25 protein-coding genes are annotated in these 23,929 nt (G+C 41.2%); 17 read left to right on the top strand and 8 right to left on the bottom strand.

Going from position 1 to position 23,929, the window contains the following annotated elements; genetic code table 11:
* Positions 1-2: 2 nt before the first annotated feature.
* Entirely contained in the window at positions 3-2,162 is a 2,160-nt protein-coding gene (gene fadB, locus A9479_RS09875; protein WP_064663326.1) for a fatty acid oxidation complex subunit alpha FadB, read from the bottom strand.
* A gap of 303 nt (positions 2,163-2,465) precedes the next feature.
* Here fadB and A9479_RS09880 point away from each other — a divergent pair, with 303 nt between their 5' ends.
* The 9 genes from A9479_RS09880 (at position 2,466) to A9479_RS09920 (ending at position 10,377) form a co-directional block, all read left to right on the top strand.
* A complete protein-coding gene (locus A9479_RS09880) occupies positions 2,466-4,352 on the top strand; it encodes a lytic transglycosylase domain-containing protein (RefSeq protein ID WP_024601481.1) in 1,887 nt (628 codons plus the stop codon).
* A 117-nt stretch (positions 4,353-4,469) separates the two neighbouring features.
* On the top strand, positions 4,470-5,792 hold the full coding sequence (pepQ, locus tag A9479_RS09885) for a Xaa-Pro dipeptidase (RefSeq protein WP_013463654.1): 1,323 nt from the start codon (positions 4,470-4,472) through the stop codon (positions 5,790-5,792).
* Between the two features lie 98 nt (positions 5,793-5,890).
* Complete coding sequence (locus A9479_RS09890; RefSeq protein ID WP_016900036.1) at positions 5,891-6,505, top strand: YigZ family protein; 615 nt, start codon at positions 5,891-5,893, stop codon at positions 6,503-6,505.
* A gap of 93 nt (positions 6,506-6,598) precedes the next feature.
* Complete coding sequence (locus A9479_RS09895; protein ID WP_013463656.1) at positions 6,599-8,050, top strand: TrkH family potassium uptake protein; 1,452 nt, start codon at positions 6,599-6,601, stop codon at positions 8,048-8,050.
* Between the two features lie 24 nt (positions 8,051-8,074).
* The gene (locus A9479_RS09900) at positions 8,075-8,737 is read left to right on the top strand and encodes a flagellar brake protein (RefSeq protein ID WP_064663327.1); all 663 of its coding nucleotides are present in this window, start codon (positions 8,075-8,077) and stop codon (positions 8,735-8,737) included.
* 513 nt (positions 8,738-9,250) lie between these two features.
* Positions 9,251-9,463: an EF-hand domain-containing protein gene (locus tag A9479_RS09905; RefSeq protein WP_064663328.1), complete on the top strand. Its 213-nt coding sequence runs from the start codon at positions 9,251-9,253 to the stop codon at positions 9,461-9,463.
* A 70-nt stretch (positions 9,464-9,533) separates the two neighbouring features.
* The gene (locus tag A9479_RS09910) at positions 9,534-9,746 is read left to right on the top strand and encodes an EF-hand domain-containing protein (RefSeq protein WP_013463659.1); all 213 of its coding nucleotides are present in this window, start codon (positions 9,534-9,536) and stop codon (positions 9,744-9,746) included.
* 138 nt (positions 9,747-9,884) lie between these two features.
* The gene (locus tag A9479_RS09915) at positions 9,885-10,097 is read left to right on the top strand and encodes an EF-hand domain-containing protein (RefSeq protein WP_013463660.1); all 213 of its coding nucleotides are present in this window, start codon (positions 9,885-9,887) and stop codon (positions 10,095-10,097) included.
* Between the two features lie 64 nt (positions 10,098-10,161).
* A complete protein-coding gene (locus A9479_RS09920; RefSeq protein ID WP_016900039.1) occupies positions 10,162-10,377 on the top strand; it encodes an EF-hand domain-containing protein in 216 nt (71 codons plus the stop codon).
* Positions 10,378-10,462: 85 nt separating this feature from the next.
* On the opposite strand, the gene trkA is transcribed toward A9479_RS09920, so the two are convergent.
* The 4 genes from trkA to def form a co-directional block, all read right to left on the bottom strand.
* Positions 10,463-11,839: a Trk system potassium transporter TrkA gene (gene trkA, locus A9479_RS09925; protein WP_008112933.1), complete on the bottom strand. Its 1,377-nt coding sequence runs from the start codon at positions 11,837-11,839 to the stop codon at positions 10,463-10,465.
* Between the two features lie 75 nt (positions 11,840-11,914).
* Entirely contained in the window at positions 11,915-13,210 is a 1,296-nt protein-coding gene (gene rsmB / locus A9479_RS09930; RefSeq protein WP_064663329.1) for a 16S rRNA (cytosine(967)-C(5))-methyltransferase RsmB, read from the bottom strand.
* A complete protein-coding gene (gene fmt, locus A9479_RS09935; protein WP_064663330.1) occupies positions 13,203-14,156 on the bottom strand; it encodes a methionyl-tRNA formyltransferase in 954 nt (317 codons plus the stop codon). Before fmt ends, rsmB begins: the two co-directional genes overlap by 8 nt.
* A 31-nt stretch (positions 14,157-14,187) precedes the next feature.
* Positions 14,188-14,694 carry a peptide deformylase gene (gene def / locus A9479_RS09940; RefSeq protein ID WP_013463665.1) on the bottom strand — a complete coding sequence of 169 codons (507 nt, stop codon included), beginning with the start codon at positions 14,692-14,694 and terminating at the stop codon, positions 14,188-14,190.
* Positions 14,695-14,813: 119 nt separating this feature from the next.
* On the opposite strand from def, the gene A9479_RS09945 reads away from it, so the two are divergent.
* The 6 genes from A9479_RS09945 (at position 14,814) to hemF (ending at position 19,724) form a co-directional block, all read left to right on the top strand.
* Complete coding sequence (locus tag A9479_RS09945) at positions 14,814-15,935, top strand: LysM peptidoglycan-binding domain-containing protein (protein WP_016900042.1); 1,122 nt, start codon at positions 14,814-14,816, stop codon at positions 15,933-15,935.
* A gap of 28 nt (positions 15,936-15,963) precedes the next feature.
* A complete protein-coding gene (dprA, locus tag A9479_RS09950; protein ID WP_013463667.1) occupies positions 15,964-17,055 on the top strand; it encodes a DNA-processing protein DprA in 1,092 nt (363 codons plus the stop codon).
* A 1-nt stretch (position 17,056) separates the two neighbouring features.
* Entirely contained in the window at positions 17,057-17,530 is a 474-nt protein-coding gene (locus A9479_RS09955; protein WP_013463668.1) for a DUF494 family protein, read from the top strand.
* A 111-nt stretch (positions 17,531-17,641) separates the two neighbouring features.
* Positions 17,642-18,217 (top strand): type I DNA topoisomerase, encoded by a 576-nt coding sequence (locus A9479_RS09960; protein ID WP_064663331.1) that lies wholly within the window; start codon positions 17,642-17,644, stop codon positions 18,215-18,217.
* 23 nt (positions 18,218-18,240) lie between these two features.
* The gene (locus A9479_RS09965; RefSeq protein ID WP_033102908.1) at positions 18,241-18,804 is read left to right on the top strand and encodes an L-threonylcarbamoyladenylate synthase; all 564 of its coding nucleotides are present in this window, start codon (positions 18,241-18,243) and stop codon (positions 18,802-18,804) included.
* Positions 18,805-18,806: 2 nt separating this feature from the next.
* The gene (hemF, locus tag A9479_RS09970; RefSeq protein ID WP_013463672.1) at positions 18,807-19,724 is read left to right on the top strand and encodes an oxygen-dependent coproporphyrinogen oxidase; all 918 of its coding nucleotides are present in this window, start codon (positions 18,807-18,809) and stop codon (positions 19,722-19,724) included.
* A gap of 46 nt (positions 19,725-19,770) precedes the next feature.
* On the opposite strand, the gene A9479_RS09975 is transcribed toward hemF, so the two are convergent.
* The gene (locus tag A9479_RS09975) at positions 19,771-21,375 is read right to left on the bottom strand and encodes a methyl-accepting chemotaxis protein (RefSeq protein WP_064663332.1); all 1,605 of its coding nucleotides are present in this window, start codon (positions 21,373-21,375) and stop codon (positions 19,771-19,773) included.
* Positions 21,376-21,477: 102 nt separating this feature from the next.
* Positions 21,478-21,915, bottom strand: coding sequence for a group II truncated hemoglobin (locus A9479_RS09980; RefSeq protein ID WP_013463674.1), 438 nt, complete (start codon positions 21,913-21,915; stop codon positions 21,478-21,480).
* Between the two features lie 52 nt (positions 21,916-21,967).
* Here A9479_RS09980 and aroE point away from each other — a divergent pair, with 52 nt between their 5' ends.
* Together aroE and A9479_RS09990 are read left to right on the top strand one after the other, a co-directional pair.
* On the top strand, positions 21,968-22,792 hold the full coding sequence (gene aroE / locus A9479_RS09985; RefSeq protein ID WP_064663333.1) for a shikimate dehydrogenase: 825 nt from the start codon (positions 21,968-21,970) through the stop codon (positions 22,790-22,792).
* Positions 22,789-23,043, top strand: coding sequence for a DUF1488 domain-containing protein (locus tag A9479_RS09990; protein ID WP_013463676.1), 255 nt, complete (start codon positions 22,789-22,791; stop codon positions 23,041-23,043). The genes aroE and A9479_RS09990 overlap by 4 nt, the downstream gene beginning before the upstream one ends.
* A 14-nt stretch (positions 23,044-23,057) precedes the next feature.
* Here the strand turns inward: A9479_RS09990 and A9479_RS09995 are convergent, their stop codons facing one another.
* Positions 23,058-23,597: a gamma carbonic anhydrase family protein gene (locus A9479_RS09995; RefSeq protein ID WP_064663334.1), complete on the bottom strand. Its 540-nt coding sequence runs from the start codon at positions 23,595-23,597 to the stop codon at positions 23,058-23,060.
* Positions 23,598-23,929 lie beyond the last annotated feature (332 nt).

The following is a 23,929-nucleotide window of genomic DNA, read 5'->3' on the forward strand; positions in this document are numbered from 1 at the left end:
TATTAACCTTCCACCTTATAGAAAACACGGCCTTCTTCAGCCCACTTGCGAGTTTGCTCTGATACTTGGTAAATCGCACCTAGGTGAGCGTATTTGTCTGCTGCTGCAACAAAGTTAGCTAAACCTGTTTGATCTAAGTAACGGAACGCGCCGCCTCTAAATGGAGGGAAACCAACACCGTATACAAGTGCCATATCAGCTTCTTGAGGAGAAGCAACAATGCCTTCTTGTAAACAAAGTAGCACTTCGTTGACCATTGGGATCATACAACGGTCAATGATTTCTTGTTTATCAAATTCTTTTGGTGCGTCTGTAATTGGTGCAAGTAGTTCAATCGCTGTTTGGTCATGCGATTTTTTAAGACGACCGCGACGGTCTGTTTCATACTTGTAAAAACCTGCTTTGTTCTTTTGACCAAAACGTTTTTCGTTAGCAAAAACAGTCACTGGATCTTTCTCTGCACGTGCCATACGTTCAGGGAAGCCGTCTGCCATTACGCCAGTACAATGGAAAGCAGTATCAATACCGACTACATCAAGTAGGTAAGCCGGACCCATAGGCCAGCCAAATACGTTTTCCATGACTTTATCTACTTTTGCAAAGTTAGCGCCTTCAACCACTAATTTGCTAAAGCCTGCAAAGTAAGGGAATAAAACACGGTTTACAAAAAAGCCTGGGCAATCGTTAACAACAATCGGCGATTTACCTAGTTTAAGTGCGTAATCAACCACGGCATTAATGGTTTTATCTGAGGTTTTTGCACCACGGATAATTTCTACTAATGGCATTTTTGGTACTGGGTTGAAAAAGTGCATACCACAGAAGTTTTCTGGTTTTTCAAGTGCTTCTGCAAGTAGGTCAATACAAATAGTCGATGTATTTGACGTGAGCACAGTGCCTTCTGGCGTATTCTTTTCAAGATCAGCAAGTACGGCTTGCTTCACTTTAGGGTTCTCTACTACCGCTTCAACAATAATATTGGCGTTTTGTAGGTCTGCATCGTTAAGCGTTGGTTTGATTTTGCTAAGCGTTGCTAGCATTTTTTCCATCGGCATGTGGCCGCGCTTAACTTTTGCACCTAATAGCTTAGACGCTTCACCCATACCTAAATCAAGTGCATCCTGTTGGATGTCTTTCATTATGATTGGTGTACCTTTATAAGCAGATTGGTATGCAATACCGCCGCCCATAATACCTGCGCCTAATACAGCAGCTTGTTTAATTTCTACATCGCTGTGCTTAGCAAATTTACGTGCTTTACCTTTAATGTATTGATCCGCTAAAAAGATACCTGTTTGCGCGGCTGCTTCGTTGGTACGAGCAAGCTTTGCAAAGTTGGCATTTTCAATTGCCATTGCTTCGGCGCGTGAGCAGTTTGCTGCCGCTTTAATAGTGCGAACGGCCATAACTGGAGCAGGATAGTGGCCTTTGGTTTTACCCATTACCATACCTTCTGCCATTGCAAAGCTCATGCCTTGCTCAACACGGTTTAATTTAAGCGGTTGTAATTTTACAGCGCGTTTTGCTTGCCAATCTAGCTTGCCAGCAATCGCTAATTCTAATGTTGCTAAACTTGACTCTTGTAGTTTGTTGGCACTAACTACTGCGTCAAACGCACCTACTTTAAGGGCATCAGCTGCGCGATTTTCGTTACCTGTGGTGATCCACATCATCGCGTTATCGGCGCCAATAATGCGCGGAAGGCGCACTGTGCCGCCAAATCCAGGCATTATGCCTAATTTAACTTCTGGTAAACCCATTTTTGCTGAGTCACTTGCAACACGATAATCGGTAGCAAGTGCCCACTCACAGCCGCCGCCAAGCGCCAAGCCGTTTATAACACTTAGTGTTGGAAATGGTAAATCTTCAATTGCATCAAAAACGTCAGTTGCATCTTTGATCCACGTTACTAATTCTGCTTCAGGTTTAGTAAAAGTAGGTAAAAATTCGAAGATATCTGCACCAATAATAAAGTGGTCTTTATCACTGGTAAAAATCATGCCTTTAATATCAGCGTTAGCGGCTAATTCTTTTAATGCTGCCGCGCAATCTGAAAGAGTTTGTTGAGATAATGTGTTTACAGAACCTGTAGCACAAAACTTAAACTCGGCGATGTTTTCCTTCACGAAGCTAACTTCAAAGGAATCGCTTTTATATAACATTATTATTCTCCCTAGTTGATGAACTAAGACTGGTACGATGAGTTCATATTCAGACCAGTGTGCTTGCTTTAAATTAAAAATGCAACGAAAAATTTATCTTGGTTACAAACGTCTGGTTAAAATATAGCTGGTTTGGTGCTAAGGTGGGTTTGAAAGTTTTCTTTATTCATTTTATTGCGCTGTCTTAGTGTTCATAGCTTGGGTTTTATTAGAATAAATAGTACAGCTGTGTATGTGCTGTTGTTTACTTACTCTTCGCCACACTTCGTCAGCCTTGAAGGTTACTATGCCCTAAAGGACATTATGAAAAAATACTTATTAAGCGTAGCGGCAGCGACTCTATTTTTCTCTTTCCCCTCTGCCAACGCGAAAACTGATATTGATGCATTTTTAGACGCTGAAAAACAGGCGCGCTATGGCAATTATCAAAATTTTAAAGAAGCGGTGGATTCATTGTCTCATCCGCTTAAACCGTATGTTGAAAAAGCCTATTGGGAACGTTACCCAAGCTTAGCCCACCAAACAGAGATAGAAAATTTTCTCACTGTTTATGAACATACGCCATTAGAGTGGCCAGTGCGTAAAGCATGGTTAAACTATTTAAAACGCAGAAATCAAAAAGCAGCGTTTATTAAAAACTACCGTGAAACCTCTGACAGTGAGCTTACTTGTACCCACCTTACTTTTCAGCTTGATCTTGGTGCGCCTAAAAAAGCAATACTCAATCAGGTAACCGACTTATGGACAGTGGGTGAGTCGCAGCCAAGTGAATGCGATGGCCTTTTTAAACGCTGGCGTCAAAATGGTTATTTAACGCCCGATGTTGTTTGGCAACGTGTCACTTTAGCGGCACAAGGTGGGTCTTATCGTTTACTGCCTTATTTAAAAACATTGTTGCCAGCCAATGAGCGCTACTTAGCCGATTTATACTCAAAAGTAAGACGTGACCCAAGTGCAGCGGCGGGGTTATACCGTTATAAGCGCAAAACAGTGAAAGAGGGTGAAATAGCGCTTTATGGTATTAAGCGTTTAATTTGGCGTGATAAAGAGTTGGCATTAAAGGCATGGCAAAAAATTGAGGGGTTATTTGATTACACTGATGATGAAAAAGCGGATGTATATTATACCTTTGCGCTTTCATTGGCGTCGAGCGGCCATAGCCAAGCTAGCTTCTATTTAAATAAAGTACCCAAAGAGCGCCAAGATCGTAAATTAATGCAATGGCAGTTAGCTAATCTACTCAAAACCCAAGATTGGGAGGGAATTGCGGCATTTTTTACAGGTAAAGAAAATCTTAGCTTAGGGCAACAGTATTGGCTTGCTTATAGTTATGACAAACGCGCAGATCATGAAAAAGCCAAGGCAATTTGGACGAAAGTGGCCGCTAACCGTGATTATTATGGTTTTTTAGCCGCTGCGCGTTTGGGCATACCGGTTGATTTAAATGAGTTGCCCGTTAATGTAAATCAAGCTTTAGTAACAAGAGTGAGTAATGCGCCAGGCTTTAAGCGTGCCAAAGCCCTGTATGAATTAGAGCGCTTTACTGCCGCTCGACGCGAGTGGAATTATTTAACTGATACCTCAGCTGATGATGAAAAATTAGCTGCGTCGGTACTTGCAGCCGAGCTGGATTGGTTTGATAGTACTATATTCACCCTAGCAAAAATAAAAGCATGGGATTATGTGGATTTGCGTTTCCCTTTTGCATTTCAAGAAATGTTTGAGCGTTACAGCAAGCGAAGCAAAATTGACCTAACTTGGAGTATTGCTATTGCACGTCGCGAAAGCTCATTTGCACCTGATGCGCGCTCCCATGCAAATGCACGCGGGTTAATGCAGCTATTACCGAGTACGGCAAAGTATATTAATAAAGGCACGGTTTCTAATCGTCGTTTGTATCAACCAAAAACCAACATTCGTCTCGGGACTCGTTATTTACAGTATTTAAAAAAGAAAAACCACGGCAATGAGGTGTTAGCTACAGCATCTTATAACGCTGGGTATCATCGTATTAAGCGTTGGTTACCAGAAGAAGCAATGCCGGCTGAGCTATGGGTTGAACTTATTCCTTATAGAGAAACCCGAGATTATGTAAAAAATGTATTTGCTTATCGGCAGGTTTATCATACTCGCCTTGGTCGGGAGGGAAACCTTCTAGCCCCCATATTAGAAATGACGATGGGCGGATAGTAAAAATAAATCTACAACCACAGAGGGATATTTACACAGTAAGTATCCCTCTTTTTTGAGCGCTTTGTGTATAAGTGGTAGACTCAAAGCAAGTTAAATTTAACAGATGGGTTTATTATGGAAAAATTAGCCGTTTTATACGCCGAACATATTGCAACATTGCAGCAGCGTACACGTACTATTTGTGAGCAAGAAGGGTTAGAAGGATTAGTCATTCATTCAGGCCAAGCTAAGCGCCAATTTTTAGATGATATGTATTACCCGTTTAAAGTTAACCCCCATTTTAAAGCGTGGCTACCGGTTATTGATAATCCACATTGCTGGATAGTGGTAAATGGTAGCGATAAGCCAAAACTTATTTTTTATCGTCCAATTGATTTTTGGCATAAAGTACCTGATGAGCCAAGAGATTTTTGGGCAGAATACTTCGATATTGAATTGTTATTACAACCTGATCAGGTTGAAAAGCTACTACCTTACGATAAAGCTAAATTTGCCTACATTGGTGAATACCTCGAAGTAGCACAAGCACTTGGCTTTAGTATTATGAACCCTGAGCCAGTACTTAACTATATTCATTACCACCGTGCTTATAAAACGCAATATGAACTTGAGTGTTTACGTAATGCGAACCGTATTGCGGTTGATGGCCATAAAGCAGCGCGTGATGCTTTTTTTAATGGTGGTAGCGAGTTTGATATTCAGCAAGCTTACTTAATGGCAACACGCCAAAGTGAAAACGAAATGCCATATGGCAACATTGTGGCCCTTAACGAAAACTGCGCTATTTTGCACTACACCCATTTTGAGCCAAAAGCACCACAAACGCATAATTCATTTTTAATTGATGCGGGCGCTAATTTTAATGGTTACGCTGCGGATATTACCCGTACCTACGACTTTAAAAAGCAGGGTGAGTTTGCTGACTTAGTTAACGCTATGACAGCGCATCAAATTGAGTTAGGAAAAAGCTTAAAGCCAGGTTTACTGTATGGCGATCTGCATATTGATTGTCATAACCGTATTGCTCAGCTATTAAGTGATTTTGATATTGTTAAACTACCTGCAGCTGAAATTGTTGAGCGTCAAATTACCTCAACTTTCTTCCCGCATGGACTCGGGCATCATTTAGGTGCACAGGTTCACGATGTGGGTGGTTTTATGCGTGATGAAACAGGGGCACATCAAGCGCCACCAGAGGGTCATCCATTCTTGCGCTGTACTCGCTTAATTGAGAAAAACCAAGTGTTTACTATTGAGCCAGGTTTGTACTTTATTGACTCTTTATTGGGTGATTTAGCACAAACAGACAATAAGCAATTTATTAACTGGGAAAAGGTCGAAGCGTTTAAACCTTTTGGCGGTATTCGTATCGAGGACAATATTATTGTTCACGAAGATAGCCTAGAAAATATGACGCGTAATTTATTACTCGACTAAATCCTTATTAAAGACGAGTTAGTCAATACGCGCTAAAATAAACGGATACAAAGGGGCCTTTTGGCCCCATTTTTTTAATTAAAGCCTAAGTAAGTGCTATGTCTGAATATAAATACCCAGCCGAAGCTGTATTTCATCAAGAAGAAATTAAAAAAAGTACCTTTATCGTTCATATAGGCCACACGCCCGATCTAAATGCTGCGAAAGCCTTTATTAAAAATATTGAAGAAAAATACAGTGATGCACGTCACAATTGTTGGGCACATGTTGCAGGTAACCCAGGTGGCAGCCATGTTTATGGTTTTTCTGATGACGGGGAGCCCAATGGCACCGCCGGTAAACCCATGCTTAATGTGCTAGTGGGCTCAGGCTTAGGTGAAGTGACCGCTGTGGTAACACGTTACTTTGGAGGTATAAAGCTCGGTACGGGTGGGCTGGTGCGTGCTTATGGTGGTTCACTCAATAATGCCTTAGCAAAACTACAAACCGTGGTGAAAGTGCCGAGTGCTGAGCTGGTGGGCTTTAGTGAATACAGTATGCAAGGGGCGATAGAGCAATACTTAAAAACCAACTTTCAGGTACTTAATATTGAAAAGCAGTTTACTGCAAATATTGAGTGGACTATTACCATTGATAGTCGCCAAGCGCAGCAAGCCATCAAAGATATTTTTGATTTAAGCCACGGCGCAGTTGAGTTAACAATCAAAGAGTAATAGTCTTACATTCATCCCATTTAATGATTAAACATTAAATTTCGAGTCATACAGTAGTTATTTTAATTTACTAATAAAAAAGCGATACGCTCAATGCAATTTCGTACCATCATAAAAATTCTTGGCCAATTGGTTGCGCTATTCAGTATTACTATGGTGCCACCAGCGCTAGTGTCTTTAATTTATAAAGATGGTGGAGGGGTGCCGTTTGTTTTAGCCTTTATATTCAGTGTTGTTATTGGCTTAATGGCTTATTACCCAAATAGGCATGAGCATGGCGATTTAAAAGCCCGCGAAGGCTTTTTAATCGTGGTTTTGTTTTGGCTGGTACTAGGCGCGTTTGCCTCCTTACCGCTGGTATTTTTACAAGAACCCAACCTCTCTTTGGCCGATGCCGTGTTTGAAGCCTTTTCTGGCTTAACCACTACAGGAGCTACCGTACTGACCGGCATAGAGTATCTGCCTAAATCTGTATTGTTTTATCGCCAACAATTACAGTGGTTTGGTGGTATGGGGATCATTGTATTAGCGGTAGCAATCCTGCCAATGCTTGGCGTAGGTGGTATGCAGTTGTATCGGGCTGAGATTCCAGGCCCCGTAAAAGATTCCAAAATGACCCCGCGTATAGCCGACACCGCTAAACACCTTTGGTATATTTATGTGTCTATTACCCTTGCATGTACTTTGGCGTATTGGAGCGCTGGCATGAATTGGTTTGATGCAATTTGCCATGCTTTTTCTACGGTGGCCATTGGTGGTTTTTCTACTTATGACGCTTCAATGGGGCATTTTGATAGCCCAGTAATTAACTTTATTTGTGTGTTCTTTTTAATTATCGCAGCCATTAACTTTTCTCTGCATTATGCTGCTGTAGCGAGTCGTAATATTAGTGTCTACATTCGTGACCCTGAATTCAAAGTGTTTCTATGTATTCAGCTCGCACTGGTGGTGATTTGTTTCACGGTACTTTCATCTCACGATGTTTATGCCAATGGCGATGAAACCCTCGATCAGGCATTGTTTCAAGCTGTATCTATAAGCAGCACCGCAGGATTTGCCACAGATAACTTTTCTGCTTGGCCTTTGTTTTTACCTATTTTATTAATATTCTCTAGTTTTATTGGTGGCTGTGCTGGTTCAACTGGTGGCGGTATGAAAGTAGTGCGCGTGTTTTTACTTTATCTACAAGGGGTGCGAGAGCTAAACCGCTTAGTGCATCCTCGAGCTATATATTCTATAAAGTTAGGACGAAAGGCGCTACCAGATAAAGTAGTTGAAGCGGTATGGGGTTTTTTCTCGGCTTATGCACTAGTCTTTATTATTATTATGTTAGCGTTAATGGGCACCGGGTTAGACAATATAACGGCATTCTCAGCAACGGCAGCGTGTTTAAATAACCTTGGGCCTGGTTTAGGTGATGTTGCTTCTCATTATGGCGCTATTACCGATACTGCAAAATGGATATTAACCGTGGCAATGGTATTTGGTCGTTTAGAGATATTTACCTTACTTGTGCTATTTACCCCAACATTTTGGCGTGGATAACGTTATAAATATCAGGAAGGAAATATGCGAAAAACCAATTTGGAAAAGTTAAACCAAATCGTCACGGGTGGCATAGTTGATTTAGAAATCCTCACCCCCACGAGTAGCCGACGCGTAAAAACAGAGTTTATAGGCTTATTAGAAAATAAGTTTATTATTTTAAATTACCCCAATGCAAAACGGCTCCCCATGGCAAGTGATTATTTACGCGATGGTGTGATGGTGGTGGTAAGAGCGCTTATAGAGGGCAGTGGTGGGCATGTTTTAGCGTTTCGTCAGCAGCTTATGTCTGTAGCATCTCACCCGGCTAAGTTATTGTTTATCGACTATCCTTCACAAGTACAGCTATTTGAACTGCGCTCGCAAGCGCGTATACCGACGCTGTTTCCAGCCAAGTTAAAATTATCGGATGATCGCCCTTCTTTTGAAGGCGTTATAAAAGATATTTCGTTAACGGGTGTTATGTTTGATATTAAAACAACCCAAGAAATCGACGACATTAAAGATATGCGTTGCATCGTAGTGTTTGATGAAGATACAAAGCACGAAGGGCAAATATGCAGTGTGAAAAAACATGCTAAGGGCATATATTGCGGAATTCGATTATTTGCCAGTGAAGAGCAAATGAAAGCCCTGATGGGGGATCACTTCATTGACCCTAGTGCACTTGAAGTTGAAATTGTATAAGGCCTGTTATCTGTCGACGCTGAACATTTTACAATTCTAAAATATCAACAAGCTCTAACATTTTCGCTCTTTTGCAACAAATAGCCATGTGTTGTTGTTATTTTTAAAAGCCATTTCAAATTTATTTTATAAATTCATTAAAAACAATTAGTTAAATATGTTTTTTATTCTGATTTTTTTGTTTATAACAAAATTAAACTCAACTCACCTTCCTTTTTGTTTATTTAATCCTCTTTTTTAGCGATTGCTCATCGACTGTGTGGGATTTTCCTTAAACTCAACTCTTTGATTTTTATTGTTTTAATTTTATTGCCTTATCTACTGTTGCTAAAAAGCAACAAAATAACGAGTTAAATAGCGCCATTTTCAGCTAGTTGCTGGTTAATTTATTGAAAATTATGGTTTTTATATTTTTGGCATCGAAGTTGTAATAGTCAGGCTGTATTGAACGAAACGTGATTTAAAGTAAAACACTTAATCGCATAAAACATAAACTTTGAAGGAAGATAGATTATGAAAAGCATTAATAAAACTTTAGCACTTATCGCATTGGCTTCTTCATCAGCCGCTTTTGCAGCAAGCGACTTTGACACGCTAGACGCTGACGGCAACGGCGCAATCAGTCAAAGCGAAGCATCGGTTGATGCAAAATTAATGAGCATGTTTTCAGAGCTTGATACTGACCAAAACGGTGAGTTATCAAAACAAGAGTTCTCTAAAGCATAACCCTAAGCTATTAAAGTTTTGGGAGTTAAAAGCTCCCCCATTATTTAAACGATTTTAAGGAATACTCATTATGAAAACATTACACAAAACATTTGCACTTATCGCTCTTGCTTCTTCATCAGCTGCCTTTGCAGCGAGCGACTTTGACACACTAGATACCGACGGTAACGGCGCTATTAGCCAAAGCGAAGCATCGGTTGATGCAAAATTAATGAGCATGTTCTCAGAGCTTGATACTGACCAAAACGGTGAGCTATCAAAAGAAGAATTTTCGAAAGCATAAGGCAAGGCTAAGTATATTCTGAGTTGCCAAAGACAACCTAAATAGGCAAGGAAGCCTATGAAAGAGAATAACAAGGACCGTGATAGCCAGACACAATTTTTTGATAGACCATTGCATTACATTTTGAAGGATTAAATTATGAAAACATTACATAAAACATTTGCACTTATCGCGCTAGCTTCTTCATCAGCTGCTTTTGCAGCAAGCGACTTTGACATGCTTGATACTGATGGTAACGGTGCTATTAGTCAAAGCGAAGCCGCTGTAAACGCTGATTTAACAGCCGCATTTACTGAGCTTGATACTGACGGTAATGGTGAGCTTTCTAAAGCTGAGTTTGCAAACTTTTAATTTTTGACTTTTTTCATTGCACAGGGATCTCAGAAAAGGATTTCCCTCTTATAGGAGACTTATTATGAAAGCATTAAACACAACACTTGCGATTTTAGTATTAGCGTCATCATCAGCAGCTTATGCAGCGGTAGATTTTGCCTCTTTTGATAGTAATGGCGATGGTGTAATTAGCCAGCAGGAAGCCGCCGCTAATAAACAACTAATGAACATTTTTGATGACTTAGATACCGACGGAAATGGTGAACTTTCTAAAGAAGAGTTTGCAAGAGTACAATAAGTATTAACCCATCATACTCCACTAAAGCCGCTTAATAGTCAGCGGCTTTTTTGTGCTTGTTGATTACTTAACTCAAGCAGTTTAATTATAGAAAAATAGCGCTAACTTGGAATAACTTTTCAACCACGTTAATGTGCTTTTTATCAATTAAGAACATGATTACATGATCGCCTGACAAAATAATTGTATCGTCATGGGCAATCAGTACATCGTCATTTCGCACAATTGCACCTATTGTGGTACCTGCAGGCAATTTAATATCGGCAATTGCGCGACCTACCACTTTAGAGGTATTTTCATCACCATGGGCAACCGCTTCTATGGCTTCTGCAGCCCCTTTACGCAACGAGTACACGTTTACAATATCACCACGGCGCACGTGAGTCAGCAATGCAGAAATAGTCGCTTGTTGTGGTGAAATAGCAATATCAATTTCGCCGCCCTGTACTAAATCAACGTAAGCGCCTCGTTGAATAAGTACCATGGTTTTTTGTGCCCCCATGCGTTTTGCGAGCATAGCCGACATTATATTTACTTCATCGTCGTTGGTAACGGCAATGAAAACATCAACCTGTTCAATGTGTTCTTCAGAGAGCAGCTCCTGATCGGATGCATCACCACAAAATACCACGGTGTTGTCGAGCATTTCAGAAAGCTGTTCGGCACGCTCTTTACTTCGCTCTAGTAACTTAACGCTGTGGTTTCTTTCCAGTGAACGGGCTAGACCTGCACCAATATTACCGCCACCGGCAATCATGATTTTTTTATACGAGCGTTCCAGCTTTTGTAGCTCGTTCATTACCGCACGAATGTGTTTGGTTGCGGCAATAAAAAATACTTCATCGTCGGCTTCTATTACGGTGGTGCCTAAGGGTTTTATCGCTTTACCTTGGCGGTAAATAGCGGCTACCCGAGTTTCAACATTAGGAATATGCTGCTTAAGTGTAGATAGGGCATAGCCTACCAATAAGCCGCCATAGTAGGCTTTTACAGCCACTAAAGAGAGCATGCCATCGGCAAATTGCAGTACTTGTAATGCGCCAGGGTAGTCTATTAGGCGGCGAATATACTTAGTAACGAGTGCTTCTGGGGCTATGTAATGATCGACAGGTAAGTCATCATTATGAAAGAGTTTTTCGCGGTATTTTAAATACTGCTCAGAGCGAATACGGGCTATTTTGGTCGGTGTATTAAAAATACTGTAGGCAACTTGGCATGCCACCATGTTAACTTCATCTGAGCTGGTCACCGCAATAATCATATCGGCATCTTCAGCCCCTGCGCGACTTAACACGTCGGGGTGAGCGCCATGGCCTGCAACACCTTGTAAATCGTACTTATCTTGCAGTTCGCGCAAGCGGTTACCGTCGATATCAACTACGGTTATTTCGTTTTGTTCACCCACTAGGTTTTCTGCGAGTGTGCCGCCAACTTGCCCAGCACCGAGTATGATTATTTTCATTATGTACCCGTATTATTAATACTAATTACATCAAAGTATTAGCTACCTCTAAACTGAAGTAGCTAAATGTGTTACCTAGGCTTTTTTAACTAATTTAGCGTAGTAAAAACCGTCACTTTCGCCTGGTAATAACTGCAAGCCTGGTGTGGTTTTAGTGTCTTCGCTGTGCAAAGGAATATGCTCTGCGTCTTCATTATTAGCTAAAAACTTAGCAACTTGTTGTTGGTTTTCTTGTGGAAGCACCGAACAGGTTGCATACACCAATGTACCGCCTGGCTTTAACAATGGCCAAATGCTGTCGAGTATATCGCCTTGCAGGGTCGATAAATCGTTAATGTCGGATGCGCGACGTAACCATTTAATATCTGGGTGACGACGAATTACGCCAGTTGCAGAGCAGGGTACATCTAACAAAATACGATCAAATTGTTCTTCATCCCACCAAGTGTGAGGTTGCGATGCATCACCACATTGTAAGTCGGCGCCCAAACCTATGCGTTCTAGGTTTTGTTTAACACGTTCTAGGCGTGTGGCATCGCTATCAAGCGCAAGCACATCTGCGTCGGCAAGCTCTAAAATATGGCAGGTTTTACCACCAGGCGCTGCACAGGCATCGAGTATTGCATCACCATTTTGTGGGTCTAGGTAGCGTGCAGCAAGCTGCGCTGCCGCATCTTGTACTGAACAGGCACCGGTATCAAACTCAGGAAGTGAAAACACATCGCGTGGTTTGCTTAGTTTAATGCCATCAATAAAATCAGGATTTAGAGTATGTTCAATATCGTTAGCGGTTAGCATTTCGCTATATTCTTGGGTGCTAAACTGCGATTGATTCACTCGAAGCCACATTGGCGCTTGTTGCTGATTAGCTTCTAGAATGTCTTCCCAGCTATCTGGGTAGGCTTCTTTTACTTGCTTTATAAACCAGTTTGGATGGTTGTATAAACACACCGGAATTTGTTTGGCTTTTTCTTCAAGCTCAGCTTGTTGGCGCTGAAAGCTTCGTAAAATGGCGTTAATAAGCCCTTTTAAGCCAAGAGCGCGTAATTGTTGTAACGCATTAACGGTTTCGCTAATTGCTGCATGCGGCGGTACACGCATGTGTTGTAGTTGGTAAATACCTACATATAACAAAAACTGGAAAATACGGCGTTTGCCTTTAAGCGGTTGTTCTACTAAATGCTGGCAATAATTTTCTAGGCTAGGTAAGTACCGTAATACTCCATAGCAAATTTGCTGCAGTAAGGCTTTATCTTTAGGAGATAGGCCTTGGCTAGCGAAAGGGAGTTCTTGATTAAGCGATGCGCCTTTATCAACCACGTTATATAAAGTTTCAGCGGCTAGCGCTCTGACATTGCTTACATTACTCATTATTTTCGCCTAATACGGTGCCGGGTGTGACCCAGTCGCTACGACCGTTTAAAAAATCATTAATTGCCATTGGCTTTTTGCCTTGTGGTTGTAATTCGCCAATAGATAAAGCGTGTTTACCACAAGCCACAACGATACCGTTTTTATCACTTGTTAATACAGTGCCAGCTGCGCCTGATTGTTCAACCACGTTTGCTTGGTATATTTTTACCGTATTACCACGCATTTGGGTAAAGCATACTGGCCATGGGTTAAAGGCACGAATGTTACGCTCGATTTGCTCGGCATCCATAGACCAATCAATGTTGGCTTCGTCTTTTGAGAGCTTTTTAGCGTAATTGGCATCGGCGTCGTTCTGTGGCTCAGGCGTTATGTCCCCGTTAGCTAAACGATTTATGGTGTCGATTAATGCACCAGGTCCCAGTTCAGCAAGCTTAGTGTATAAGCTTGCACTGGTTTCAGTACTATCAATAGGGCAGCGGCTAATATGCAGCATATCGCCGGTATCTAGCCCTTCATCCATTTGCATTATGGTTACACCGGTTTGCTGATCGCCTGCCCAAATAGCGCGTTGAATAGGTGCGGCGCCACGCCAGCGCGGTAAAATAGAACCATGTACATTTAAACACCCTAAACGTGGGGCATCTAAAATGGATTTAGGTAAAATTAAACCGTAGGCAACGACAATCATGATATCGGCATTGAGGCTGCTTAGCTCTTCAAGTGCGTCGTCTGTTTTGAGTGATTGCGGTTGAAAAACGGGTAGGTCATGTTCTAATGCAAGCGCTTTTACTTCACTGGCTTTTAGTTTTTTTCCGCGACCCGCTGGACGATCTGGTTGACTGTAAACGCCCACTATTTGGTGTTCACTATTTATGAGTGCTTGCAGATGGCGTGCAGCAAAGTCCGGCGTACCGGCAAATATAATGCGTAATGGTTGTGTCACTGAGTTTCCTAATTATTTACTAAGGTGCTTATTACTGCGCTGCAAACTTCGCTTCTTTTTCAAGCTTTTTACGAATGCGTTGGCGCTTTAATGGAGATAAATAATCAATAAATAATTTACCTTGAAGGTGATCAAGTTCATGCTGAATACAAATCGCTAATAATTCGTCAGCATCAAGAATAAATTCTTTACCTTCTTCGTTCAGTGCAGCTACGGTAACGGTTTCTGCACGGTCAACTTTTGCATACGAATGAGGAACTGATAAACAGCCTTCTTCGCTCACGGTTGAGCCATCTTTTTTGATAATTTGCGGATTGATAAGCACGAGTGGTTCATTGCGCTCTTCTGATACGTCGATCACCACAATACGCTGGTGAATATCAACCTGTGTAGCAGCAAGCCCAATACCATTTTCATCGTACATAGTTTCTAGCATATCTTTGACAATTTCACGCACTTGATCGTCAACAACAGTTACTTCTTTTGCGATTGTACGTAAACGTTCATCTGGAAATCTTAAAACTTCTAACCTAGCCATAGTTACCTTTTACACTTATGCTTAAATTTAGGGTATTGTATGTTCTTATTTTAGCCATTCACGTTCCCCTTTAACAGGTTTTGGTTAATAATAATGAAAAAACACTATGAGGAAGCTCAATGAAATCTCCATTAATTGCAATTATACTTGCATTAGGTGCAACTTTTCCTGTGCTGGCAGATGTACTAACTATAAAAAAAGATGCACCTAAACAGTATGTTGTGAAAAAAGGTGACACGCTTTGGGATATCTCAGCTATATATCTAAACGAACCTTGGTTATGGCCTGAACTATGGCAAATGAATCCACAAATAGACAACCCTCACCTTATTTATCCGGGAGATGCGTTAGCATTAATTTACGATACAGACGGTAATCCGCGTTTAGTGATTAATAAAGCGTATCGAAAGCTATCACCTATGGGACGTATTACGCCAAAAGGGAAAGATGCGATAACAACTTTACCTCTTGCGTTGATTAAACCGTATTTGTCGTTTGAGCAAGCTATTAACAGCGATTCGATAAAAGAAAAGCCCTATATTTTGGGCGCCAACGAAAATACCAAAACCCAAACTATTGACCATATTTTATATGTAAAAGGTAACTTAAAACGTCATCAGGCATATGCTATTTATCATAAAGGTGCGCCTTATACTGACCCTAATACCGGTGAAGAGTTAGCGAGTAGAGCATCTTATGTGGGTATGGCTCGTGCGTTTAGAACAGGTGATGCGGCCAATGGCGAACCTGCCTCAGTAAGAGTTGAATCAGTAAAACGTGAGATCAAACAGGGTGACTTTTTATTACCTGCAATGGAAGGGCAGATGCTGCCAGTATATTTTGAGATGCATCGTCCTGAACAGCCAATGCAGGGTCAAGTGATTGCCTCTCCGCGCGAGGTGAGAGAATTTAGCACGATGGATGTAGTGGTGCTAAACTTAGGTTCAGAGCAACAAGTTAAAGTAGGTCATGTACTGGATATTGAACGTCAGTCACCTAAGGTGATTGATAGTGCCAGAGGCCCGCGTTATACCGAAGATTCAAGTCGTTTAGAAAAATTGGTATCGGCTACTAGCGAATTATTTGGCTCAGAAACCGATGAAGATAGCGTTACTTGGAAAATGCCAGCAGAGAAAGTTGGTGAAATGATTATTTTTAAAGTGTATGACAAAGTTAGTTATGCGCTGATCACTAAAAATCAGCACCCAATTCGCATTGGAGATTTGGCAGTAATTCATTAAGTAGCGAGTCGGTGTTCTAGGAGGGAACATGGAGCAATCGTTTGGCAAGCTAAGCCATTGGCTTGCCTTTTACTTATGCAAAGGGCTTGGAATAAAAACGCTATTAGCCCTCTCTAAGCAGCACAGTTTAGAGTCGCTGTTTTCCTTATCGCATTCCCAGCTGGTTATGTTGGGCTTAACAGCGAGCCAAGCAAGCAATTTACTTAATACAAATTGGCAGCAAGTTGCGCATTATGAACAGCTTATTAGCCAGCAACATATTATTGTTATTAGTATTTTTGATACCACCTACCCAGAACACCTAAAACAAATAGCCAGTGCGCCATTATTACTTTTTTGTAAAGGCGATATCAGCTTACTGTCTTCTCCACAAATTGCGATTGTTGGCAGTCGAAATGCAACCACCACAGGACTTGAAATTGCTGCAGAATTTGCACATCAGCTAACGCTTGCTGGCATAACAGTAACCTCTGGTATGGCGCGTGGCATTGATGGTGCTGCCCATAAAGGAGCGCTGGCAGGAAATGGTAAAACCATTGCCGTACTAGGGACTGGTGTTGATGTTTATTACCCTAAACGCCATAAGTTACTTACAGAGCAAGTATTAACACAGGGTTTATTGGTAAGTGAGTTTTTACCGGGCACCGCGGCCAACGCGCATAACTTTCCACGGCGTAATCGTATTATTTCAGGACTCTCTTTAGGCGTTTTAATTGTTGAAGCCGAAATTAAAAGTGGCTCACTGATCACCGTACGTTATGCGCTTGAACAAAATAAAGACGTTTTTGCGGTGCCAGGCTCAATTAAAAACCCGCTGGCACAAGCAAGTCATTTTTTAATTAAGCAAGGTGCTAAGCTGGTAGAAAACGTCGCCGATATTCTAGATGAGATGAACTTTTCATACCCTTCTGGTCTAAACTATAAAGAGTTAACTGATGCTGTAACCTCAGATTGCGAGGTGCTTAACAGTATTGGTTTTGAGGTGACCAGTGTGGACGATATTATGCGTCGAGTACAGTGGCCAATTGATAAAGTACAAGCGCGATTGCTTGATTTAGAGTTAGACGATCAAATTGAACGTGTATTAGACGGCTATATTAAATTAAGCGCTGGAGGATAATATGTTTGATATTCTCATGTATTTATTTGAAAACTATGTTCACAGCGAAAGTGATGTATTTGTTGAGCAAAGCACACTTACCGATGAGTTACTTCGCGCTGGGTTTAACAAACCCGAAATTAACAAAGCCATTGACTGGTTAGATCAACTTGCCGCATTACAATACAGCAATGAATCGCCTTATTTATTAGCCACTCCACAACATGCAGTGCGTATTTTTACCGACAGTGAGTGCCAAGTTCTCGACACCGAGTGTCGCGGCTTTTTAATGTTTGTTGAACAAACGGGCGTTATTAATAGCACCACTCGTGAAATGGTGATGGACCGTTTAGCGGCGCTTGATAATTCAGCTATTACTTTGGAAGATTTAAAATGGTTAATTCTTATGGTGTTATTTAACGCACCTGATTCTCAGCAGGCGTATGAGCAAATGGAAGATCTTATTTTTGATGAGCCCAGTGAAGTGTTACATTAATCATTATTGCGTGTTTTATTATTTTCAGCGTTAACAAACCGACTGCCATAGCTTGTATCTTTAAGGGTTTTGGGTATATTAGGCGAAAATTCACCAACCACTAGGATTTACATGAGTAAAATCGATCATTCACTTTTCTCGGCTAATAAACACGCCTTAGAAAAAGAATATGAGATATGCCCGCAATGTGGTTCAGAACTCGTCATTCGTAATAGTAAATCTGGGCCTTTTTTAGGCTGCGCTAGTTACCCTAAGTGCGATTTTATTCGCCCGCTTGCACATCATGATAGCAATGAAATCAAAGTACTTGAGGACAGCGAGTGTCCAGAGTGTAGCAAGCCGCTGGTGGTGAAAAATGGCCGCTACGGTATGTTTATTGGCTGTACCGGTTACCCTGAATGTCATTATATTGCCAGTGAGCATGACAATACGCCAAGTGAAGAGCCTGTGATTAGTTGCCCTAAATGTAAAAAAGGCCACTTGGTTTCACGCAGCAATAAATTTGGGAAAGTGTTTTATTCTTGCGACTGTTACCCAAGCTGTAAATATACGCTTAATCATAAACCTGTAGCTCAAGCGTGTCCTGTATGTGACTGGCCAGTTGTTACTGAGAAAAAAACCGCGAGTGGTGTTGTGTTACAATGCCCACAAAAAAGCTGTATGCATAAGTTTGCTGCCACTGAATAACGTAAATATCTCTGGAGACAATTTTGTCTGACCTTTCTTCTTTATCTGCTGCAATAACTAGCTTAGAACAAGGCGATGTTATTTTATACCCAACCGAAGCTGTTTATGGCCTTGGTTGCGACCCTGACAATCAACAGGCGGTGGAACGTTTATTGAGTATTAAACAACGCCCCGTTGAAAAAGGGCTTATTTTAATTGCTGACAATTACGGGCAATTATTAAAATACGTCGATGACGCTAAGCTGCCTATGGATAAACGTGCCGATATTTTTTCAAGTTGGCCAGGCGCACTCACTTGGGTGATGCCTGCAGCTAAGTCTACCCCAAAGTGGTTAACAGGGCAGTTTGATACTATTGCAGTAAGAGTAACTAACCACCCTACAGTTAAACGTTTATGCCAACAGTTTGGTAAACCACTGGTATCAACAAGTGCTAATTTAACCGGCCAAGAAACGGTAACAAGTATTGTTGAAGCTCAGCAGCAGTTTGGCGAGCAGGTTAGTTTTTATGTTGATGAACCATTAGGTGGTAATACGCAACCAAGTACCATTAAAGATGCCATGACTGGCAATGTATTCAGAGGTTAACGATGCAAAGCGAATTATTAAAACAAGTAAAAGCGTACTTTATGGCTTTGCAAGATACCATTTGCCAAGGCTTAGAAGCAGCAGACGGGAAAGCACAGTTTGTTGAAGACAGCTGGCAGCGAGAAGAGGGCGGCGGTGGTCGTACTCGCGTTATCACCAATGGTAATGTGATTGAGCAAGGGGGGGTTAATTACTCTCATGTATTTGGTGCCTCTATGCCGGGCTCTGCCACTGCACATAGACCTGAGCTTGCTGGGCGCAGCTTTCATGCGTGTGGTGTATCGTTAGTGATTCATCCTAAAAACCCGCATATACCAACAAGCCATGCCAATGTACGCTTTTTTATTGCCGAAAAAGAAGGTGAAGAACCGATTTGGTGGTTTGGTGGTGGTTTTGATTTAACCCCGTTTTATCCTGTACTTGAAGATGTAGTGCATTGGCACCAAGTTGCGCACGATGTGTGTCAGCCATTTGGTGATGATGTTTATCCAAAATATAAAAAATGGTGTGACGAATACTTTTATTTAAAACATCGTGATGAAACTCGCGGCGTAGGCGGCTTATTTTTTGACGATTTGAATGAGTTAGGTTTTGAGCAAAGCTTTGCATTTATGCAATCGGTGGGTAATGGCTTTTTAGATGCTTACGTTCCTATTATTGAGCGTCGCAAAAACGATAAGTACACCGAACAACAACGCGACTTTCAATTATATCGCCGTGGTCGTTATGTTGAGTTTAATTTAGTCTGGGACCGCGGCACATTATTTGGCTTACAAAGCGGTGGCCGAACTGAATCTATTTTAATGTCGATGCCACCTTTAGCACGTTGGGAATATAACTATACCCCAGCCGAAGACAGTGCAGAGGCATTATTATATAAAGATTTCTTAAAGCCACGTGATTGGTTAGCTCTAGGCTAAGAATGATATGCCAGTCAATAAACTACTTATTGACTGGCTTTTAAAATTATTGTTTTAGTTTAAAGCTTCGTACCTGCTCATCTAACGAGCGAGCTAAATTGAGTAACTCTTCACTGACTTTTTGATTTTCATCCGCATCCACTAACGATTGCTCTGCATTATCACTGATACCAACAACGCTTCTGTTTATTTCTTCGGCGGCTAGATTTTGCTGCTCTGTTGCATCGGCTATTTGTATATTTAGCTCATTTATTTCATTCATTTGGCTAGAAATATCTTTTAAAGCCTGTGCAACTTGTTGTACTTGTTGCGCTCTTTCGTCTGCCTCCGCACAGGACTCACCCATGGTTTTAACTGTTTGCGCTGCTTCTGATTGCAACTTATCTATAGTACGGCGTATTTCATCGGTAGAGGCATGAGTTCGGGTTGCTAAAGTTCGTACTTCATCAGCAACAACGGCAAACCCTCGGCCTGCTTCACCTGCACGGGCAGCTTCAATGGCTGCATTAAGTGCTAATAAATTTGTTTGCTCGGCGATACTGCTGATCACCTCAAGCACTTTACCCACTTCAAGCGTTTGCTCTTGCAGTTGTCTCACTTGATCTGCCGCTTGGCGTACATCTTCAGCTAGTTGATTTATACTGAGCTCTGTTTGCTCTGCAACCTGCATGCTTTGCTGTGCTAGCTCATTACTGTTCTCAGATTTTTCTTGAGCAAAATGAGTGGTGTTTCTTACTTCATTGGATGAGCTTTCTAGCTCATTAATTGCTGCGGCTACCGAGTCGGTACTTTTCTTTTGTTCTAAAATAGCGCGCTCAGTAGTATCGGCAGAAGTATAAATTTTCTCTGCTGAATGAATAAGCACTTTTGAAGAGTGAGATACCTGAGCAATGTTATCTTTAAACGTAGCAATCATTTGGTTAAAACTAGTGGCAAGCCAGCCGAGTTCATCTTCGGCGTTATCTTCAATGCGTAAGGTTAAATCTTTATTAGTAGTGGCTAAGTGCATTGCATGGCCTAGCTTTTTAAGGCGCACTATAAATATTTTTCTAAACACTATACCTAGCAGCACAAAGGCAATAATAAAAATAGTAGACAGTAGGCTGGTGGTTATTAAGGTGTTGTAAGTTACCTCGCTATCAATATCTGCTAAGGAATAGCTAATTTTTACCACACCTAGTACATCGCCTTCTTGTGCTTGATGGCAGCCCAAACAGTTTGTACCTTTATAATCAGAGCTCGCATACATCGGGCGTAGGTAGGTCATACTGCGGCTATCAGTGTTTTGCTCTATAAATAAGCTTTCTTTACCCTGCAGTGCTTCGCGTTCGTTGTTATTAGTTGCTGTTTGGTTTTTATTTCCGGCCCCATACAGTTTATTAACTATATCGGAGCGAATAATATGAGCATCTTCTATATTAGGGTGTTTGCGTAGCTTTTGGCTCAATAATTCTCGATTAGCCATAGTGCCCGTTAGCATCATGGTGTTTATTGAATCAAAATAGTTATCGGCAAGTAGCTTAATATTTTCTGCCACCGTATCTTGTGCGAGCGTGCGCTGTTGACTCGCACTACTAAAAATACTGGCTATGAGTACAATAATGCCGGTTAACGCTAACAAAGCATAAATTTTATGTTGGATTGATTTCACACGCGCCACGCTTTTCTAACTATTTAATAGGGTATTATCTCTATTTTAGAAAAGCGGGTTTTGACTTAGCGCAAATAATCCCCAATTAAAAAGCGGGGTAAATTAATGCTGATTAATCATATGACTGGCAAGCTGTGCCAGTGATTGGCGTAAACCTTCGCGTAAAACGGGGTTATCAATTTCTATGTCTAAGGTTTTATTCATGCAATACATCCACTGATCACGTAAATCTTGATCAATAGGAAATGGCATATGGCGTTTGCGCAGCATTGGATGGCCATGTTTTTCTACAAATAAGTCTGGGCCACCAAGCCAACCCGATAAAAACTCAAAAAATACTTGGCGAATTCTATCTAATGGTTGAGGATGCATATCATATAACGGTTTAGCGTATTCATCGCTGGCCATTATGTCGTAGAATCTATTGGCAATTGCACGCGTGGGCGCTTCTCCGCCGATGATTTCATACGGGGTTTTCTCTGGCGTAGGCGCTTGAGTGGTTGTAGACGGCTTTGATCTTGAAAAGAGTCTTTTAATCATAGTTTTATCATCGTTAATAGGCAGTACTAAAACTGCAAAGAGGTTGTTTAAAATGGACAAATATGCGGTTTTTGGAAATCCAATCAAACATTCAAAATCTCCCAGCATACATCAGCAGTTTGCTAAGTCATTGGGAGAGCAAATCGACTATCGCGCAATATTAGCACCTATCGATGAGTTTGAAAAAACAGTCGCTACTTTTTTTGAACAAGGGGGCAAAGGCGCAAATGTCACTGTTCCTTTTAAAGAGCAGGCCTTTGCTTTAGCCGATGAACTAACCTCAGTGGCTAAACTTGCAGGCGCAGTAAACACCCTTAAAAAGCGCGATGATGGTACCTTACTCGGTGATAACACCGACGGCATAGGCTTTGTGAACGATTTACTAGCGAATAAAATAACAATAACAGGTAAACGCCTATTGATAATTGGTGCAGGTGGCGCTGCCCGTGGTGTTATTTTACCTTTACTTGAGCAACAGCCTAAAGAAATTATTATCGTTAATCGCACTGCACATAAAGCCCAAACTTTGGCAAAACTCTTTACCGAGCACGGCAATGTTTCGGGGTATGGTTTTGACGACCTTCCTCAAGTTGATTATCACTTGGTTATAAATTCAACCTCGAGTAGTATGAATAACGAATTACCTGCACTAAGCTCTAAGTATTTAAGCGCATGTGAAATGGCTTACGATATGTTTTATGCGACGCAAAATACGCTATTTATGAATTGGGTGAGCGAACACAATAAAGCGGCTAAGCTATTAGATGGCAGTGGCATGTTAGTAGGGCAAGCTGCACAAGCTTATTATGTATGGCGAAATAAAATGCCGGACATTGTTCCCGTTGTTATTGCATTAAAGCAGGGAGTACTTAAATGAATCAAGCAATACAGTTTATAGACCGACTCGAATTTAGAGAGCCAACTCATCAATTAGTTTTTTTTGCACAAGTAAGCGGAATGCTAGTTGAGTGTGTGATTGCTGTAAGTAGTTTAAATTTAGCCGATGAGAGTCATGCAACGCGTTATTTTGAACAATATCGATTTGATTATGAAGAGCGTGCCGAGCAGCTAATCGAAGACGAAAGCTATAACTCGGCAGGGCAAATAGAAGTGAGTTTACTTAATTAAGCAAAAAGTTGTGATTATTTCGCGTTTTCAGCTAAGTATTCATCTTTAAGCTGCACGTAATTATCGGCAGACACTTTTAAAAAGCTCAGCTCTTGCTCTGTTAAAGGGCGGGCTTGTTTCGCTGGGCTACCTACATACAAATAGCCAGACTCTAAACGCTTATTAGGAGGTACTAAAGCACCACCACCAATAATCACCTCGTCTTCTACAATCACGTTATCCATAATAATGGCGCCCATGCCTACGAGTATGCGATTACCTAGAACGCAGCCATGCAGCATTACCTTATGACCCACGGTAACATCATCACCAATAATAAGTGGGTAACCCTCAGGATTGCTTTTAGTCGCTCTTGATAAATGTAAAACACTGCCATCTTGTATATTAGTACGCTTACCGATACGAATATGATTAACATCACCACGGGCAGCAACTAGTGGCCATACACTACTATCATCACCTAGGGTGATATCACCGACTAATACAGACGACTCGTCTATATAAACAGAATCATTAAACGCAGGAGTTATTCCTTTATAAGAACGTATTGCCATATATGCACCTTTAAATTAAACAATATGAATAGTATCAGTGTAACAGTAGCGCTTATTTAAGTACCAGCAAAGCCTGATTTGATTATAAAACTAGCTGTTTCATCTGTTTTAGCTCAGATACTGACCGAACAGTGTGTTTTTTTAGTTTTTCTTTAAAAAAGGACTTGCGTAAAAATCTGTTCTCCCTATAATGCGACCCCACTGAGACGGGGAACGCCAACGCATAGCGAGGCATGAGCTGCTCAGAGAGTTAAGTGAAACTTAAGTTTAAATCATCGCAAGAAAGTTTAAAATTAAGTGTTGACTCGAAAAATAAAGGATGTATTATACGC

It is taken from the genome of Pseudoalteromonas sp. MQS005, assembly GCF_001661605.1.
Classification (GTDB): domain Bacteria; phylum Pseudomonadota; class Gammaproteobacteria; order Enterobacterales; family Alteromonadaceae; genus Pseudoalteromonas; species Pseudoalteromonas tetraodonis.